The sequence below is a fragment of the Olegusella massiliensis genome (genome assembly GCF_900078545.1).
GTDB classification, from domain to species: domain Bacteria; phylum Actinomycetota; class Coriobacteriia; order Coriobacteriales; family Atopobiaceae; genus Olegusella; species Olegusella massiliensis.
In genome coordinates this window covers 1,058,413-1,075,010 of sequence record NZ_FLLS01000002.1, presented here as the reverse complement: position 1 = coordinate 1,075,010, position 16,598 = coordinate 1,058,413, and the positions used below count along the sequence as shown (strand labels likewise).

Here is a 16,598-nt window from a genome sequence, read left to right as displayed (position 1 = left end):
CCGATAGTGCCACAGTGGCAACCATCGGTCCTGTCATAACACGCAACTCTTAACTCATAGTGCTCTTAGTAAACACAATAAGTAAGACAAGCAAGACAAGCGCAACGTGCAGGCTTACTTACACAAGCAGACCCTCAACCGTCTCCACAAGATCGGCAGCAGTGAGCTTGAACTCCGCCTGCAAAAACTCGGGCGTACCTACCTGACCAAAGCGCTCATTGACGCCATGACGTTTAAACGGCACCGCAATGCCGCCTTCCATGAGGGTAGCGGCAACAGCCTCGCCCAAACCACCGACGATGCTGTGATTTTCAAAAGTTACCACTGCACGCTTGCCAGCCGCCTCAGCCAAGACAAGCTCAACATCGAGAGGCTTGATGCAGAACATATCGATAACCTCTGCAGAGACGCCCTTCTCGGCAAGCAGATCTGCTGCCTTGAGAGCATCGGCAACCAGCTGGCCCGCGCTGATAATCAGTACATCGGAACCCTCGCGCACTATGTTGCCTTTGCCCATTTCAAAAGTTGAGCCATCAGCATAAATGGAAGGAGCATCCTTGCGCCCTGTGCGCAGATAATGAATACCGTCCATCTTGGCAAACTCTCGCACAATCCAGTCGGCCTGCACTGCATCAGCTGCATCACAGATAACAGAACCTGGCAATGTACGCATAATTGCAACATCTTCCCAAGTTGTATGCGTGCCACCGTTTGCGCCCACTGTAAAGCCAGGGTCAGAACCCCAGATATTGATAGTATTGGCCGCATAACCACCAGATAGGAAAATCTGATCAAAGGCGCGACGCGTCGCAAAAGGCCCAAAAGTATGAGTAAAGGGAATAAATCCCTCAGAACTCATACCAGCCGCAATACCCATCATGTCAGCTTCAGCAATACCTACTTGCACATATTGTTTGGGGTGTGCTTTCAAAATCTTGTTCGTACCAGAGGCCCCACCAAGGTCGGCCTCAAGCATAATAACTTTGTCGTTAGTGTTCATAAGGTCGATGATGCTATCGCAGATGGCATCACGATATGAGGCGCCCTTGCTGCCAAGCGTTTCGGAAAGTGTGAACATTTATGCCTCACTCCCTTCAATTTTTGCATCAAGATCAGCAATAGCTTCATCGGTTGCCTGGTTGATTTCGTCGTTATTCCACTTCATAGAGTGATTAGATACGGCGTTCTCAAAGTACTTGACACCTGCACCCTTAACCGTATCCAAAACGATAGCGTTAGCAGATGATTTGTTCTGCTTTGCAGCCTCAATAGCAGCATCAATTGCGGCAATATCTTGACCGTTGACCTTTTGGGTCTCAAAGCCAAAGGCTTTCATCTTCTCTACGTAATCAAAGCCGTAAAGAACCTCGTCAATAGTGCCATCAAGTTGCTTTTTGTTGCTATCGATAAAGACGATACAGTTGGAAAGCTTCTTTGCTGCAATGAACTGGAATGCCTCCCAGCACTGGCCCTCATTGAGCTCACCGTCGCCTACGATGAGATAGGTGTACGCATCAGATCCTTTAAGCGCAAGTGCCTGCGCAATGCCTGCTGCTTCGGAAGTGCCCTGACCGAGTGAGCCGGTCGTTGCATCAACACCTGGTGTTTTTAGGCGGTCAGTGTGAGATGGCAGATTAGTTCCAGGGTCGTTAAGAGTCATGAGCCACGATTTAGGGAAAAAGCCTCGCTCTGCTAACACAGAATACATAACGGGGCCTGCATGGCCCTTGGACAAGACAATGCGATCGCGCTCTTCCCACTTGGGGTTTGCAGGGTCGTGTTTTAGCTGCTTGGTGTACAAATCGGCCATCAGCTCAACCAAGGATAAGGAGCCGCCAACGTGACCATATCCGCGGTGCTGCAACATGGCAAGTACATCGCGACGCACACGCGCTGCCAGTAGCGTTGCCTCCTTGAGCTCTTCTTCTTTCACGTTACCTCCAATAAATTATGAAACCTTCAAAACAAAAAAGGCCCTGTGAGCCAAGGCTACACAGGGCGATTAGATAGGAATCTAACCCAGCTTTGCCTTGAGCTTTTCTTCAAGTTCAGCCTTATCGAGAATATTGCTTAGAACAACTTTACGATCATCGGGGATGCTCGCAATGAAGTCGCCAAGGTCAGCACCAACCACAAAGAGGTCAGCAGCTGTGGGATTGATATCAGAAATGGTTGTATGGTCAACCTCAATCTCGCTGTGACCAAGCTTCTTGACAACTTCCTCAGTGTTCATGTGAACAATGAGGCTGGAGCCAAGACCAGAACCACAGGCGCACATAATTTTACGAATAGCCATAGTGATCTCCTTTTGGTTGGGCCGCAGACAATCGTTTTAGCGGCGTGTTTGTATCTAGTCTATCCACTTTTTCTCGCAGTAATACAGAACAAATTACAACGCCGATAAACGGTACTTCTAGCAAAGGAGCCGGAGACAGGTGTGCTCCGGCTCCACGTTTTGCTATCTCATCACTTAGACAAGAATTGAGGCATTAGGCCTGCTTCTTGGGAGCGACGAAGTTGTAGATGATCGGCAGCAGGTACACGATGACACAAATTGCAACAAGCAGACCATTCTGTGCAAAGTTGACGGTGTTACCAAAGACGATACCCATCCAGGAGAAGTCAGCATCAGAGAATGTGCTGCCAACATAGCCCAGAGCGCTAAAGACAGGCATGCAAATCATGGGCAGGAAGGTAATAAGCAAGCCGTGTGCAAAGGAGCCAGCGATGCAGCCTTTGAGACCACCTTCAGCATTACCAAAGACGCCAGCAGTTGCGCCGCAGAAGAAGTGAGGTACGACACCAGGAAGGATAAGGGCAACTGGAATGGCTGTGTTGATACCGTTAAGAATCAGCAGACCAACGATACCCCCGATGAAGGAGCTCAAGAAGCCGATGATAACAGCATTGGGAGCATAGGTGAAGGCAACGGGGCAGTCCAGAGCGGGCTTTGCGCCAGGAACGAGCTTGTCAGCGATACCCTTGAAAGCAGGCACAATCTCGCCAATGATCAGGCGGACGCCGGACAGGATGATGTAGACGCCACCAGCAAAGCTCATGCCAGAGGTAAGAGCCCAGACAATCCAGTTGGTCTTGGTCTCGGTGCCAATGTTAAGCAGCGCGCCAAGGTTGCCAACAGTAAGACCATAAGGAGCAAGCAGCTCAGCCGCTGCAGTTGCATCGGTACCAGCAGGAACAATGTTCAGCAGACCCTTGGCAACAGCAACGCCAACAACAATCAGGAAGAAGACCATCATCGTGATGGAAATGGAAACAGTGGTATCACGCAGGAAGACAAGACGCTTGGGGAAGTTAATCTCCTCGGTGCTCTTGCGATTGGGGTCATTAGCAAAAAGCTTACCAATGACACCTGCAAACCAATAACCGATGCCACCAAAGTGACCCAAAGCAACACTATCGGTACCAGTGACCTTGCGGAAGGTAACCTGGCAATAAGCAGGAGACAGAACCATGATGAGACCCAGCAGGCAACCACCAGCAATGTAGAGAGAAGCGCCCTCAAGGTGACCAGCACCACCAAGAATGACAGCAATCATGCATGCCATGTACAGAGTGTGATGGCCCGTCAGGAAGATATAAGGCATACGGGAGAAGCGAGCCAGAACAATGTTGAGCGCCATACCCAAAGCCATGATGATAGCGGAGCTGGTACCAAAGTTCTGAAGAGCGTCAGCGACAACTGCCTCGTTGTTAGGAACAACGCCCTGCATATTAAAGGCGTAGTTAAAAAGCTCACCAAAGGCGAGCAAAGAGCCGGTCTGCAGGAAAGATGCACCTGCGGACAGCACCAAGAAACCAACAATGGTTTTAATGGTGCCTTTGACAATGTCCTCAATAGGCTTGCGCTGCAGGCATAGACCCACAAATGCAAGCAGACCGACTAGAATAGCCGGCGTCGACAGAATGTTGACAATAAAGTCTAGTACTGCCATTTTTCCTCCTCCAGTTGCAATGTGCCTTACATGGTTCCGCTCATATTACAAACGTCCTTTGGCGGCCAGGCCGCAAAGCAACGTATTAGGCGGCAGATGCCTCAACAAAAATTCTGTAGACCTCATCGGCATCAGCAGCGGTTGCCACTTTTTCGATATTTGCAGGATCGGCAAACATCGTTGCCAAGACGCGCATTACATCAATGTGCGAATCGGGATCTGTTGCAGCCAGTGTAACGATGACACGAACAGGCTCGCCGGGCTTGAATTCAACACCCTGGCGCGCAATAGTTACCGCAAGCTGCTGCTTGATTACACCCTGCTCGGGACGGGCATGCAGCAGAGCCAAATCCGGAGCAAGCACAAAGTACGGACCAAACTTGTTTGTGTTTTCGATGATGCCGTCAATATAGGCAGGTGTAACAAAACCACCGTCTACCAACGGTTGGACGGCCACATGAATAGCATCTTGCCAATCTGCACAAGAAGAAACAATTTGTACGTTTTCTCTTTTAAGCATTTCAGACATAGCGCTCATAGTGTTACCTCCCTCAAAAATCGGCTCTCAACACTAGAAGCAACATAAGACCTTTCTATTGGCGCGTAAGCTCTTGGAAAGTTCATAGATGCTTCTCATTACGTGCACATTCTATTCATGTTTTTCCTGTTTTGTTCGAAAAACGTACACATTCCTATTTATTCTCATTTTGTACATATTTTCTACATATTTATGATGAGTTTAAAAAAGGTCTACCGTTTTGGAGGTATCGTGAGGTAGATTTTCCACAAGTCTATCAGCCGAGAGAGAGGGGGTGCGGACTTGTTTCGTCAGGAGCGCTGGGCGCGGATCGTTGCCATCCTTGAGATCGAGGGTTCAGCTAGTGTTGAAAACCTTGCGCGTCGCTTTGATGTGAGTGTCGATAGCATCCGCAAGGATTTACAAGCCCTCTCTCGTGAAGGTCGTATTGAGCGCTATTACGGTGGAGCTCGCAGGGCTACGAGCCCCTCCCCCGCTACTGTCCGCCGTAGTGGTCAGGATCCTATTCGAGGTTTCGAATCTACTGCCCATCCCACTACTCAGCCTCACCCTTGGCCTTGGAACATCTCCGAACCCACCTTAGGCCCCATTTCTGTCGAACAAGAAGTTGACACTACAGCGCATCCTGCTCGTGAAGCAGTTGCACGACGTGCATATCTTGAAATCAACAATGGTGACTCCATCTTTTTGGATGTGTCACGAACAAACCTGTTGCTGGCAGATTTAATTGCCGAAGGCGACAAACGCGTCATTGTTACCACCAATATGATTGAAGTACAGCGGCGCTTGTCTTTCTTGCCTCATGTTACGGTGTTAGGCACGGGTGGCTATCTCAATGTGCAAGTTGCAGGTTCAATGAGTTCTGCTACCCAAAGTTTGTTGGAGCCCTTGCTGATGGCAAAGGCATTTATCGGAGCAAGTGGCATAAACCTCACGCAAGGAGCTGTAACTTCCAACTCCATCGACACAGGCGAGATGAAAGAGCGTGTCATTCATAACGCCTCCTATCGCTTTTTGCTGGTAGAAGAAGAGAAGTTTCACCGTCCTGGCGTATTCCGTTTTGCTTCCATCACTGACTTCTCGGCAATTATCACAAACGCTTCGGATCCTGAGATTTTAACCCAACTCTCCCGCTATGGCGTTCCCACGCTTCGTTCAAATCCAAGCTAACGTCGCTAGGTCGGTCTCTCGCCCAAGCAAATCTGACTGAGCATAAACTCACTTCCTTCTCAGATTTGCCATCACTCCGTCGCTCTATTCGCACATCTCCTTCTCAAATCCAGTATCAACTCATCTTGCAGCATGCCATGCAACAGAAGCCACGTTCTGTTGCATGCCCGATGCCAAACGCCACGTTCTATTTCACTTTTTTTGCCAAAAGCCACGTTTCATTTCACGCGAAAAAAATCTACCTGAGCAAACGTCAGGCCCTTTGAAACAGAGTGTGGCTTTTGACATTTTTTCTGAAACAGAACGTGGCGTTTGGCAAACAAAACCGTGTTGATTGAAACAGAATGTGGCTTTTGGCAAGCAGAGGCCGCGCTAGTTGAAACGATCCGTGACTTTTGGCAAGCAGGACTGTGTTGACTGAAACGACATATGGCGTTTGACACGCGCTGCCGCACACAAAGTCGCGACACAAAAAACCCGCTGGTTTCCCAGCGGGCGGAAAGGGCACAACCCAAATAGGTACAAATACAACGCAGAAGGCTTAGCGCTTGGAGAACTGAGGACGCTTGCGTGCCTTCTTCAGACCGTACTTCTTGCGCTCGACAGCACGTGCATCACGGGTGAGGAAGCCAGCCTTCTTGAGGTCAGCACGGTACTCACCAGCAGAAAGCAGGGCGCGAGCAATGCCCAAACGGATTGCACCAGACTGACCATTGATGCCGCCACCATCACAATTGGCAAAAACATCAAAGTGATCAAGGGTGTCAGTCACACGGAAAGGTGCCAGTGCATTGTCAACAAGCTGCTGACGACCAAAGTAGTTGAGGGCATCGCGGCCATTGACCACGACCTTGCCAGTGCCGGGTACGAGACGCACGCGTGCGGTGGCCTCCTTACGACGGCCAGTGCCAGTGTAGACAACAGTATCTGCCATGGCTAGGCCCTCCAATCAATCTGCGTGGGATTCTGAGCGGTGTGAGGATGCTCGGGGCCAGCATACACCTTGAGCTTCATGCCCTGCTGACGACCCAATCTGGTCTTGGGAAGCATGCCCTTGACAGCGTGCTCAACAACACGCTCAGGGTGCTTTGCCATAGCTTCCTTAAAAGACTCAAAATGCATTCCGCCTAGCCAGCCAGAATAGCGCCAGTAGCGCTTTGCATCTGCCTTGTTGCCAGACAAAACAACCTTGTCAGCGTTGATAACGACAACAAAGTCACCCGTGTCAGCATTAGGGGTGTACTGTGGCTTGTTCTTACCACGAAGCGCCATAGCCGCCACTGTTGCGAGGCGACCAAGCGTTGCGCCATCAGCGTCGATGAGCAACCACTTGCGCTCAATCTCGCCCTTGTTGGCGTAATGAGTCGACTTGTTCACTTGACTCCTCCACTTACCTACTAAAATGCGTCAGCTCCTGGACGAACAGACGCTTGCTTTTTCTTCTCAGAGGTTACGGGGCTCTGCAAAGAAGCGTTCTCAAGTATAGCGCGAAAAAACACCCATGTGCAGCGCTTTTTTTCATACACAACTTATACAAGCAAACCCCTACCAGATAAACTGGCAGGGGTTAAAGCTACAAACTATCCAACTACAACAGAGAAGGACAAAACCATCTGTGTTCGTAATTATCTTACGTAAGCAAAGCCAGCGCTTCACTATCAGCAACAATCGTGCAGTCAGGGTGCAGCTGTAAAACAGAAGCGGGCACTTCAGGCGTCACAGGGCCACGAACAGTATCATAGATTGCCTGAGCCTTCTTGGGGCCGCTTGCAATCAACAGAACACGGCGAGCATGCATGATGGTACCAATACCCATGGTATATGCCTGGCGAGGCACGTCTTCGATATGATCAAAAAGACGGCTATTTGCCTCAATGGTTGACTCAGTAAGATCTACGCATTGGGTACCAGCAGCAAAGGCGGAGGCGGGCTCATTAAAGCCAATATGGCCGTTATTGCCAATGCCTAGTAGTTGAAGATCGACATATCCAGCAGCTTCAACCAGCGCATCATAGCCTGAGCATGCCTCTTCGGCATTGGGATTGGAGCCGTCGGGCACATGAGTGGCCTCAATATCAATATTGATATGTGAGAAGAGATGCTCGTACATAAAATAGTGGTAGCTTTGAGGGTCATCGTGAGACAAGCCACGATACTCATCAAGGTTGTACGTGCTCACCCGAGAGAAATCCAAATAACCTTGCTTGTACCAATCAATAAGCTGATTGTATGCACCAATAGGAGTGGTACCTGTAGCCAAACCCAAAGCGCAGTTGGGCTTGAGCAAAACCTGTGCACCCATAATGGCTGCAGCCTTGCGGCTCATATCCTCATAATCTCTTGCCTCGATGATGCGCATATGGCATCTCCTTTCGCAAAAACACAATTTTTAAGCCGAACAAAACACTCGTCCACCCACAGCTTTCGCAACAATACTGGATTGCACCCTATTCATCAATTGCCGCGCAAAACCACTTGGTAAGAGAGGTGGGATGAGTAATGCCCGTACCCACCACAACCGCCCAAGCTCCTGCACTCATAGCAGCAGCAGCATCGGCTGGTGTATGTACATGCCCCTCACAAATCACAGGTATGCTAGGGAATTCTTCAACCGCTTGACGCAAAATTGGCAAATCAGGACCTTCTGACATCGTGGTATTGATGGCAGCTTTGTTATGCGAAAGGGTTGTCGAAATCACGTCACAACCAACAGCAACCGCATGTCGAATATCTTCAATTGTCATGCAGTCAGCCATCACCAGTGTCTCGCACTGCGCGCGCAAATCAACAACGGTCTGTTCAAAGCTTCGGCCATCAGGGCGAGGACGATCCGTCGCATCGATTGCAACTATGTCGGCACCTGCATTGACGCAAGCGATAGCATGGCGCAGGGTTGGCGTGATATAGACACCCTCATGGCCTTCTTTCCAAAGACCAATAACGGGAACATCCACTCGACCCTTGATGGCAGCAATATCAGACAATCCCTGACAGCGAATAGCTGCAGCTCCTCCGAGCTCACAGGCGCGCGCCATCTGAGCCATAGTTTCGGGATGTCGCAAGGGCTCGCCAGGATAAGCCTGAACGCTCACAATGAGCTTGCCTTTCAGATTTTGGATGAGCTGTGGCACTGCCATGAAGCTTCCTCCTACTCACTAATCTCTGCATAGCCTGAGTGCAAGAAGTTTTCTGCCGCACCGATAATCGGAGCCTCTCCCCCAAGCTCGCCACTGACAATCGCTGTCTTTTGGACAGGTGGCATTGCTTGTCCCAGAAATGCCTGATGCATGGCATCAGACCAGTCGGGGCCACACTGTGCTACCGAACCAGACAATATGACGCAGGCGGGGTCAAGCATATTGCACATGCTGCCAAGCACCTCACCTAAAGCCCTGCCAGCGCGCTCTTCTGCTCTCTTAGCAGCACTATCTCCTTCAGCAGCCAGCCGGTCAATTTCAGCACCATCCATGGGACTGCCATTTGCCTGAGTATGACTGCCACCAAGACGAACAAATTCCTCGATAATGCCCGGACCTGCAGCAATAGGCTCAAGATGACCCGTTGCTCCACAAGAACAAGGAACACCCGCGGCTGCAATACAGGCGACATGCCCGATGTGCCCTGCTTCATCGTGAGCGCCAAGCATGATGGTGCCGCGCTCGACATAGGCACCACCAATACCAGTGCCAACGGCTACCACCAGACAGCTCGACATTCCACGCCCACCACCGCGACGCGCCTCACCTAAAGCATGGGCATGGACATCATTCAAGACGCGGCAAGGCAGACCTGAGCGAGCACTCACTTCTGCTCCTAGATGCGTACCACCCCACCCAGGCATAAGATCATTTGCAAAGGTAATGTCACCGTTGCGAGGATTAACCACGCCAGCACTGGAAATACCCACACCAACAGGCGTGACGCCCAGCTCACGAGCCCGCGCTTGAGCAGCTTTGACCTGCTCGATAACGGTAGCCAAAACGTGTTTGCCACCGCATTTGGCCTCAGTGGGAACTTTTTCGACTGCCTCAACACGAACTGAGTCCTCACTTAGCAGTACAATCCCACACGCAATCTTGGTACCGCCAATATCAACGCCTACAACTGCAGTCTCTTTTGCCATATGTCAACCTCCTTAGAGCAGGCCGTTATTCACCAGTACCGTACGAATAGCCTCAACATTGGCACCCTCAAGCCGCTTGACGGGACGAAGCATTTGATTGGTCGCAAAAATACCCATGAGCTGCAGCGCAGTCTTAAAAGCGCCAACGCCTGCCGCAAAGCCCTGCACACCTGAAGTGACATCAAAAATGTGGCTAATTTCGTTTAGCCTGTCCTGCTCTGCCTTAGCTGTTGACCAATCTCCTGCCTCAGCTGCTTTCCACATACGGACGTAGCCCGAAGGCTCTACGTTAGCAAGGCCGGGCACCGAGCCATCAGCACCAGAAAGATAAGCGCCATCAACTACGATTTCATGACCTGTCAACAGAGACAGGGGGTGTCCCACCTTCTCATTTTCTTGGCAGAGATAGCGGAAGGAAATGTCATCGCCAGAGGAGTCCTTGACGCCAGCAAGCACACCATCCTCACCCAAGCGAATAAGCATCTTCCAGTCAAGCTTGGTGTGTACGCACACGGGGATGTCATAAGCAAAAATCGGCAACTCAAGCGCTTCATGCAAGATGCGGAAATGTGCCTCATTTTCAGCTTGCCCACCCAAGGCATAAAACGGCGCTGTCGCCACGAGAGCATCTACGCCCAGCTTTTGTGCACGCTTGCCTTGGTCGATTACGCGCTCGGTCTCGGTATCAATAATGCCAAGCAAAACAGGAACACGATGGTTGACAATACGCATAGCTTCACGCGCAATTTCATCGCGGCGCTCATCAGTAGCAAGAGCCGCCTCGCCTGATGAGCCCAAGAAGAACAAGCCATCGACACCAGCATCAATCATGCGATTGATACTACGCTCGAAAGACTCAACATCAAGCTGACGGTCGTCGGTATCGGGAACAACTACAGGAGGTATAACGCCACGAATTTTGAAATCCGACATTGTTTTTCCTTTCCCATGTTGGAAGTACTTCTTCTTTACGTATTTAAGTCTACAGATGCATAAAAGCTAAAAGTTTATTTTCAAAGTCATTGACACGCTCATGGGCATATTTTGGATAATCCACGCAGGTCACATTTCCCGCAAGAGCAGACACCACTTCCTTTGTAGCAGATGGCAATGCCTCTGTATCCATCAGGCAACGCCCCACCAATGTCTGCGTTGTCACAAGCGATGCAAATGAACGCGTATCTACATAACTCAGGGTGTTAAACAGTGCTTCCGCAGTGATACCCCTTGGATCAACTTCGCGAAAATATCGCCGTAATCCTACCGTCAAATCTCCATCAGCGTCGCTTTCCCACAGCTGACGCCAGTTTGCCGCAGAAGGGTTGAGTGCTGCGCAGGCAAGCAGCGTTGCTGGAGTCAAAATTTTCGAGCTTAAAGCAGCAGAGTCTAAAGCAAGCGCTCCGCCCCAGCCTTCGCCCCAAAGCACGAGTCCTGTGCGAGCGCAAAATGTCTGAGTTGCCGCAATACCCACAGCAGTGAGCGCGTCTTCGATAATCTGGGCCAACTCCAAAGCATCAGGGCCATTTTGCCAGCCGCGCGTAACATCGCCTGACCATGGGCGCATCTCTGGCGCAAATACTGAATACCCCAGTGACACAAAACGAGAGAGGTAAAACCAACCTCGCTGAGGCCGGCCCACATCGTGGAAAACCACCACACAAGGTCCTTGCGACAGCTGTTTTGGCTGAAGATAGCGTGCGTGTAGCTCTGCTCCATCGCTTGCACGATAGCTCAGATACTCACATCTAAGCTTTGAGCTGCTTTTTATAACGTCTGCGGGTTGACGCCGCACGTCTTGGTCAAGCAAAACTCGACTTGCCCGCGCACGCCAGTACTCTTCAAAATCGCGAGGAGTGCTCATTATGCGTTTGCACCTCCTCCTATGCCGACAAGACCCAACTGATAGAAATCATTAATCAAATCATCGTACGCTTGGATTTCCTCATGTCCAAACGATGGAAACGTCACGTGAACCTTCGGGCAGTTGAGCGCATTGTAGACGGCATACTGCGTAGGCAGAGGACAGACCGCATCGGAAAGACCAGACCCAAACAGCACTTCCGAGCGCACTAAATGAGCAAAGCTCAGCGTATCGATATAAGCAAGTTTGCCAAAGATCTCGTCTTGTCGTGTGCCATCTGGATCAAACCACCGTGAGTAATAACGCAGTCCCTCATAAGCAAGTTCATCTTGGCCAAGCTCAAATACGCGACGAAAATCCGACAGGAAGGGATATAAAATTGAAGCACGCACAATAAAGTCGGAATTTAGCGCACAGCAAGCAATGCCCATCCCGCCACCTTGGGAGGCGCCATTTACAAAGACACGGGCGCAATCGATGCACGGTAGCTGCCGCACAATCCGACAAAGTATGCGCACATTTTGGTAAAGACGCACGTAGTAGCTGTCTTTCATATCTCCATCAAGACCTGCGATGAGATGCCCTGAAACTGTTGTGCCTTTATATCCACCGATATCTTCGCTTTTGCCGCCCTGCCCAGGGTTATCCAGAGCAAGCACCGCATACCCCAAACCCGCAAAAGAAGCCTGCTCAAACCAACTACGTGTAGCTCCTGGATAGCCATGAAACTGCAATACCAAAGGCGCCGATGCATCTGTCACGGGCAAGACATACTTTGCATAGAGTCGCGCCCCGCCCATCCCATAAAACCACACATCAAAGAACTGGCAGCAATCATACTGAGGTACCTCATCTGCAGGCGAGATGTCATAACGCAACGGTATAGCATCAGCCTCAGCCATTCTCTCCGCCCAAAACTCATTAAAGTCAAGCGGCGGTACCGTAGCGCCGTGTATTTTTTTGAGTTCTGCGAGTTGAGATGCAGTTACAGGCACAAGCCACCTCCAGATATACGAGACGGGCGAGCGAAGACGCGGCATCTCGTATGAGACACCGCGTCATAGTCAGTCAAATATTTATCTTCCTAATTTGGGATGGAGCAACGAAGGCGCAGCGGCAAGAAGGGTCCTTGTGTAACCATCTGACGGATTAAGGAACACCTCGTCCGAAGGTCCAAATTCGACAATCTTGCCCCTGTTCATCACGGCAATATCATCGGAGACATAGTGCACCGAAGAAATATCGTGAGAGATAAAGACCATTGCGAGACCCAAATCGCGCTTTAGGTCAGTCAAGAGGTTCAAGATCTGTGCGCGTACCGATACGTCCAGTGCAGAGGTAGGCTCATCGGCAATGATTGCGTCTGGCCCCAGTGAAAGCGCACGAGCAATAGCTACACGCTGACGTTGACCACCTGAGAGCTGACCTGGCAAAGCCTGAAGGCTACTTGAAGGCAAACCGACCATATCCAACAATTCACGCACACGCTTTTCTTGCTCGGGAGTGCTGCCAATATGATGCACCAGCAAAGGATCCATGAGCTGGTCGTGCACAGTCATGCGGGCGTTGAGCGCAGTGGCTGGATTTTGGAAAACAACCGAAATAACGCGACCAATCTTCATACGATCCTCAGCGGAGCGTCTTGTCACGTCTACACCCTTAAACCAAACCTTCCCCTCCGTAGGCGTCTGTAGACCACACATAACGTTGGCAGTCGTGGACTTGCCACAGCCGGACTCACCAACAATGCCAATTGTCCGTCCTGGCATTAAGCGCAGCGTGACACCTTTAACTGCTTGCACCAAATTGGGATGCAAGATGGGTCCTGTACGCGTACGGAACGTCACCTTGATGTCATCAAGAAAGATGATAGGGGTCACACCATCTACCGTGCCATCAGGCGCAGTGTTCTGAATGGTTTCGCTCATTACTTAACACCTCCCTTGACCTGCTGTGCATGTGGTACAAGACCAGCAGCAATCATGTCTTCATCGGGAATTTCGTTGTACACGTGGTTGGGGTGACCCACCTCAGTCTTGAGAATAGGTCGAATGTCCAAACCAACCTCAGGATGGCTTGAGCGCGGAGCAAAGCGATCACCTATGGGGAAGTCCTTGGGCGAAGGCACCGTTCCTGGCACCTGATGCAACCTACCGCTTGCAGCCTCGATAGAAAGCACCGAGCCAAGCAAACCACGGGTGTATTCGTGAATCGGATTTGCAAGCAGTTCGCTCGTGGGAGCCTGCTCGACAACCTGACCGGCATACATAACCGTGATATCGTTAGCAACCTCGGCCACCAAGGCCAAGTCGTGACTGACAAAGAGCATGGCAAAGCCAAGCTTCTCGCGTAGCTCGTTCAAAAGCTTGATGACCTGCTTTTGCACGGTAACATCGAGCGCCGTTGTAGGCTCATCACAAATTACCAAACGTGGGTCACGCGTCAGAGCCATAGCGATAAGCACGCGCTGGCACTGACCACCGGACAATTCATGCGGATAGCTTTCAAGTGTACGTTTGGGATCAAGACCAACAAGCTCAAGAAGCTCTTCAGCCGAGCGCGTGCCACCACGATCGGTGAGCTGCTTCATCTGAGCTCGAATGAGCATTGACGGATTGAGCGAAGATAAGGCGTCTTGTGGCACCATGGCAATTTCGTTGCCACGCAGAGCTTCGCGTTCCTTGTCATTAAGATCCAACAGGTTACGACCATCATAAAGAACCTCACCTGAGACCGTCGCACGTGGATCAAGCAAGCCCATCACCGTAAGAGCCGTGATGGATTTGCCACATCCAGATTCACCCACCAAGCCCATGGTCTGACCAGGACGAACGGAATAACTGACATGGTCAACTACATCGACATCACCATGGCGTGGGAAGCGAATACAAAGGTCTTTGACCTCAAGCAAAGGCTTCACATCATAGTCAGGTTTATGACGATCAGCGCGTTGAAGTTCTACCTCACGCAATGCAGTAAGTGCGGCAGCAAGGGCGGGAGCCTGAGCCTTGTAAGCAGAGACGGGATTGGCAAGAATACGATCTTCTTCACGAGTGGAATCGTTATTTGCCTCAACATTAGCCGTAGGAGCTGCAACGATTGCGTCAGTGATACCCTCAGCCAGAATATTAAGTGCAAGAGAGGTCAACATAATTGCTAGGCCGGGATAGAGTGCCTGCCACCAACGACCTGCCAAAACGCCTCCACGAGCATTAGACAAAATATTGCCCCAAGTAGGAGTCGGCTCAACAATGCCCGCACCAATAAAGGTAAGAGATGCCTCAAAAACAATAGCGTCTGCAACCAATGTCACTGTAAATACCATGATGGGAGCGATGCAATTGCGCAGGACATGCTTCCACAAAATCCAAGGTGCGCGAGCACCCGACACCACAACTGCTCGTACATAGTCTTCGCCATATTCAGAAATGATATTTGCTCGCACAATACGCGCAATCTGTGGTGTATACATCAAGCCGATAGACGCAATAATTGCTGGCACGCTATTGCCCAACACTGAGACCAAAACAGCGGCAAGGGCGATGCCCGGAATGGACATAATAATGTCCAAGATACGCATGATGACTTCAGAAATCCATTTGCGGGTAACTGCGGCAAGGGCACCAAGGATTGAGCCCAGTACAAGAGCAAAGACTACCGAGCCAAAGCCAATAACAAGCGAGTAGCGGCCACCATACATAAGGCGGGATAGTACATCTCGTCCCTTGTCATCAGTACCAAAAAAGAACTGAGCATTAGGAGCAGTTCGCGCAGAGAAGATCTCCGTTGGATGGTGTGGTGCAAGCACGCTCGCCAGGATAGAAATGACTGCAACCACCGCAAGGAGAATCAAAGCAACTTTCGAAGGAGTAGCAAGACGTTTCCAGCCACCAAGTCGCGGCTTGCGACCGGCCAACGCCTCCAACTTTTCTGTCTGTTCTTTTCTACTCATGGCTACACCGACCTAATGCGCGGGTTGATTAGCAGGTAGAGCATATCAACCACAATGTTGATAACGATAAAGGCGATAGCGACCACGGTAGTGACGCCTTGTACCAGCGTAGGAATGTTTCCCTGAACACCTGCGAGTAGTGTCATGCCCATTCCCGGCAGGTTGAATACAACCTCAATAACAACAGCACCACCCATGAGATAACCAATCTTCATACCCAAGGTAGTAACTGGAGTAATCAAAGCATTGCGCAAAACATTGCGACTAACGATGGTGGCATAGGGAATACCTGCCGCGCGTGCAGTACGCACGTAATCGCGATCAAGCTCCTCAACCATAGAAGTACGCACAATACGAATCATCTGACCAGTAAGCGGGGTTGCTAGTGCAATAGCAGGAAGCAACATGCGCCCCCAATAGCCCGCCGTACCAAAAGGTGGCAAGGGACCAGAAACAGGTAGCTTGCCGAGGAACATCAAAATAAGCATAACGCCCAACCAAAACGAGGGTGTAGCCAATGCTGCAATCGAAAAAACGCGCAACAGTTGATCAGGCCACTTATCTCTGTAGAGCGCTGCAATCACACCTAGGATGAACGAGACAATTGCGCCAATAAGCAAACCAATAAACGTAAGCTGCAAAGTAACGGGCAAAGCCAAGGCAATACGATCAGCAACCGACGCCCTATTGACACCATATGTGCCCAAGTCGCCATGGAAAAAATTGTTCATGTAGCGGCCATAACGTACTGGCAACGGATCATCAAGTCCATACTGCTTGTGGTATGCCTGCACCTGTTCTATGGTGGCACTCTCTCCCAGGGCCGCATATGCCTCATCTACCGGCGAGAATGACATAAGGAAAAACACGAGGAATGACACACCAATAATCATTATGGGAAATGCAATAAGACGTCTACCAATAAGACGCAGGAGGTTGTTCATGAGGCCCCTTTCTGTCCGCGTCCACTCCCGTCTCCCCCGCGGGAGGATGCAAAAACC

17 protein-coding genes are annotated in these 16,598 nt (G+C 50.6%); 1 reads left to right on the top strand and 16 read right to left on the bottom strand.

Going from position 1 to position 16,598, the window contains the following annotated elements:
• Positions 1–118: 118 nt before the first annotated feature.
• The 5 genes from BN4314_RS05060 to BN4314_RS05040 all read right to left on the bottom strand — a co-directional run bounded on the left by BN4314_RS05060 (position 119) and on the right by BN4314_RS05040 (position 4,491).
• Positions 119–1,078: a transketolase family protein gene (locus BN4314_RS05060; protein ID WP_021735793.1), complete on the bottom strand. Its 960-nt coding sequence runs from the start codon at positions 1,076–1,078 to the stop codon at positions 119–121.
• Positions 1,079–1,933 carry a transketolase gene (locus BN4314_RS05055; RefSeq protein ID WP_021735732.1) on the bottom strand — a complete coding sequence of 285 codons (855 nt, stop codon included), beginning with the start codon at positions 1,931–1,933 and terminating at the stop codon, positions 1,079–1,081. It abuts the gene before it with no gap.
• Between the two features lie 81 nt (positions 1,934–2,014).
• Complete coding sequence (locus BN4314_RS05050; RefSeq protein WP_021735735.1) at positions 2,015–2,296, bottom strand: PTS sugar transporter subunit IIB; 282 nt, start codon at positions 2,294–2,296, stop codon at positions 2,015–2,017.
• Positions 2,297–2,489: 193 nt separating this feature from the next.
• Positions 2,490–3,953: a PTS ascorbate transporter subunit IIC gene (locus BN4314_RS05045; protein ID WP_068540164.1), complete on the bottom strand. Its 1,464-nt coding sequence runs from the start codon at positions 3,951–3,953 to the stop codon at positions 2,490–2,492.
• An 85-nt stretch (positions 3,954–4,038) separates the two neighbouring features.
• Positions 4,039–4,491, bottom strand: a complete 453-nt coding sequence (locus BN4314_RS05040) for a PTS sugar transporter subunit IIA (protein ID WP_021735709.1) — start codon at positions 4,489–4,491, stop codon at positions 4,039–4,041.
• A gap of 282 nt (positions 4,492–4,773) precedes the next feature.
• Here BN4314_RS05040 and BN4314_RS05035 point away from each other — a divergent pair, with 282 nt between their 5' ends.
• Entirely contained in the window at positions 4,774–5,661 is an 888-nt protein-coding gene (locus BN4314_RS05035; protein ID WP_068540162.1) for a DeoR/GlpR family DNA-binding transcription regulator, read from the top strand.
• Positions 5,662–6,202: 541 nt separating this feature from the next.
• Here BN4314_RS05035 and rpsI read toward each other — a convergent pair.
• From rpsI to BN4314_RS04980, 11 genes are all read right to left on the bottom strand, one after another.
• The gene (gene rpsI / locus BN4314_RS05030; protein WP_021735799.1) at positions 6,203–6,595 is read right to left on the bottom strand and encodes a 30S ribosomal protein S9; all 393 of its coding nucleotides are present in this window, start codon (positions 6,593–6,595) and stop codon (positions 6,203–6,205) included.
• Positions 6,596–6,597: 2 nt separating this feature from the next.
• Complete coding sequence (gene rplM / locus BN4314_RS05025; RefSeq protein WP_021735807.1) at positions 6,598–7,038, bottom strand: 50S ribosomal protein L13; 441 nt, start codon at positions 7,036–7,038, stop codon at positions 6,598–6,600.
• A gap of 253 nt (positions 7,039–7,291) precedes the next feature.
• Positions 7,292–8,020: a glucosamine-6-phosphate deaminase gene (gene nagB, locus BN4314_RS05020; protein ID WP_068540160.1), complete on the bottom strand. Its 729-nt coding sequence runs from the start codon at positions 8,018–8,020 to the stop codon at positions 7,292–7,294.
• Positions 8,021–8,108: 88 nt separating this feature from the next.
• A complete protein-coding gene (locus BN4314_RS05015) occupies positions 8,109–8,798 on the bottom strand; it encodes an N-acetylmannosamine-6-phosphate 2-epimerase (protein ID WP_068540159.1) in 690 nt (229 codons plus the stop codon).
• A gap of 11 nt (positions 8,799–8,809) precedes the next feature.
• Positions 8,810–9,784, bottom strand: a complete 975-nt coding sequence (locus BN4314_RS05010) for an ROK family protein (RefSeq protein ID WP_068540157.1) — start codon at positions 9,782–9,784, stop codon at positions 8,810–8,812.
• Positions 9,785–9,796: 12 nt separating this feature from the next.
• On the bottom strand, positions 9,797–10,717 hold the full coding sequence (locus BN4314_RS05005; RefSeq protein WP_068540155.1) for a dihydrodipicolinate synthase family protein: 921 nt from the start codon (positions 10,715–10,717) through the stop codon (positions 9,797–9,799).
• 49 nt (positions 10,718–10,766) lie between these two features.
• Entirely contained in the window at positions 10,767–11,645 is an 879-nt protein-coding gene (locus BN4314_RS05000) for an acetylxylan esterase (protein ID WP_068540153.1), read from the bottom strand.
• The gene (locus tag BN4314_RS04995) at positions 11,645–12,640 is read right to left on the bottom strand and encodes an acetylxylan esterase (protein ID WP_068540151.1); all 996 of its coding nucleotides are present in this window, start codon (positions 12,638–12,640) and stop codon (positions 11,645–11,647) included. The genes BN4314_RS05000 and BN4314_RS04995 overlap by 1 nt, the downstream gene beginning before the upstream one ends.
• 81 nt (positions 12,641–12,721) lie before the next feature.
• Entirely contained in the window at positions 12,722–13,573 is an 852-nt protein-coding gene (locus tag BN4314_RS04990) for an ABC transporter ATP-binding protein (RefSeq protein ID WP_068540149.1), read from the bottom strand.
• Positions 13,573–15,597: a dipeptide/oligopeptide/nickel ABC transporter permease/ATP-binding protein gene (locus tag BN4314_RS04985; RefSeq protein ID WP_068540147.1), complete on the bottom strand. Its 2,025-nt coding sequence runs from the start codon at positions 15,595–15,597 to the stop codon at positions 13,573–13,575. The genes BN4314_RS04990 and BN4314_RS04985 overlap by 1 nt, the downstream gene beginning before the upstream one ends.
• Positions 15,598–15,599: 2 nt before the next feature.
• Positions 15,600–16,541 (bottom strand): ABC transporter permease, encoded by a 942-nt coding sequence (locus BN4314_RS04980; protein ID WP_021735695.1) that lies wholly within the window; start codon positions 16,539–16,541, stop codon positions 15,600–15,602.
• Positions 16,542–16,598 lie beyond the last annotated feature (57 nt).

Coding starts and splice junctions, on each gene's coding strand:
- BN4314_RS05060 (WP_021735793.1), bottom strand. CDS start 1,078: ATGTTCACACTTTCCGAAACGCTTGGCAGCAAGGGCGCCTCATATCGT.
- BN4314_RS05050 (WP_021735735.1), bottom strand. CDS start 2,296: ATGGCTATTCGTAAAATTATGTGCGCCTGTGGTTCTGGTCTTGGCTCC.
- BN4314_RS05045 (WP_068540164.1), bottom strand. CDS start 3,953: ATGGCAGTACTAGACTTTATTGTCAACATTCTGTCGACGCCGGCTATT.
- BN4314_RS05040 (WP_021735709.1), bottom strand. CDS start 4,491: ATGAGCGCTATGTCTGAAATGCTTAAAAGAGAAAACGTACAAATTGTT.
- rpsI (WP_021735799.1), bottom strand. CDS start 6,595: ATGGCAGATACTGTTGTCTACACTGGCACTGGCCGTCGTAAGGAGGCC.
- nagB (WP_068540160.1), bottom strand. CDS start 8,020: ATGCGCATCATCGAGGCAAGAGATTATGAGGATATGAGCCGCAAGGCT.
- BN4314_RS05015 (WP_068540159.1), bottom strand. CDS start 8,798: ATGGCAGTGCCACAGCTCATCCAAAATCTGAAAGGCAAGCTCATTGTG.
- BN4314_RS05010 (WP_068540157.1), bottom strand. CDS start 9,784: ATGGCAAAAGAGACTGCAGTTGTAGGCGTTGATATTGGCGGTACCAAG.
- BN4314_RS05005 (WP_068540155.1), bottom strand. CDS start 10,717: ATGTCGGATTTCAAAATTCGTGGCGTTATACCTCCTGTAGTTGTTCCC.
- BN4314_RS05000 (WP_068540153.1), bottom strand. CDS start 11,645: ATGAGCACTCCTCGCGATTTTGAAGAGTACTGGCGTGCGCGGGCAAGT.
- BN4314_RS04990 (WP_068540149.1), bottom strand. CDS start 13,573: ATGAGCGAAACCATTCAGAACACTGCGCCTGATGGCACGGTAGATGGT.
- BN4314_RS04985 (WP_068540147.1), bottom strand. CDS start 15,597: ATGAGTAGAAAAGAACAGACAGAAAAGTTGGAGGCGTTGGCCGGTCGC.
- BN4314_RS04980 (WP_021735695.1), bottom strand. CDS start 16,541: ATGAACAACCTCCTGCGTCTTATTGGTAGACGTCTTATTGCATTTCCC.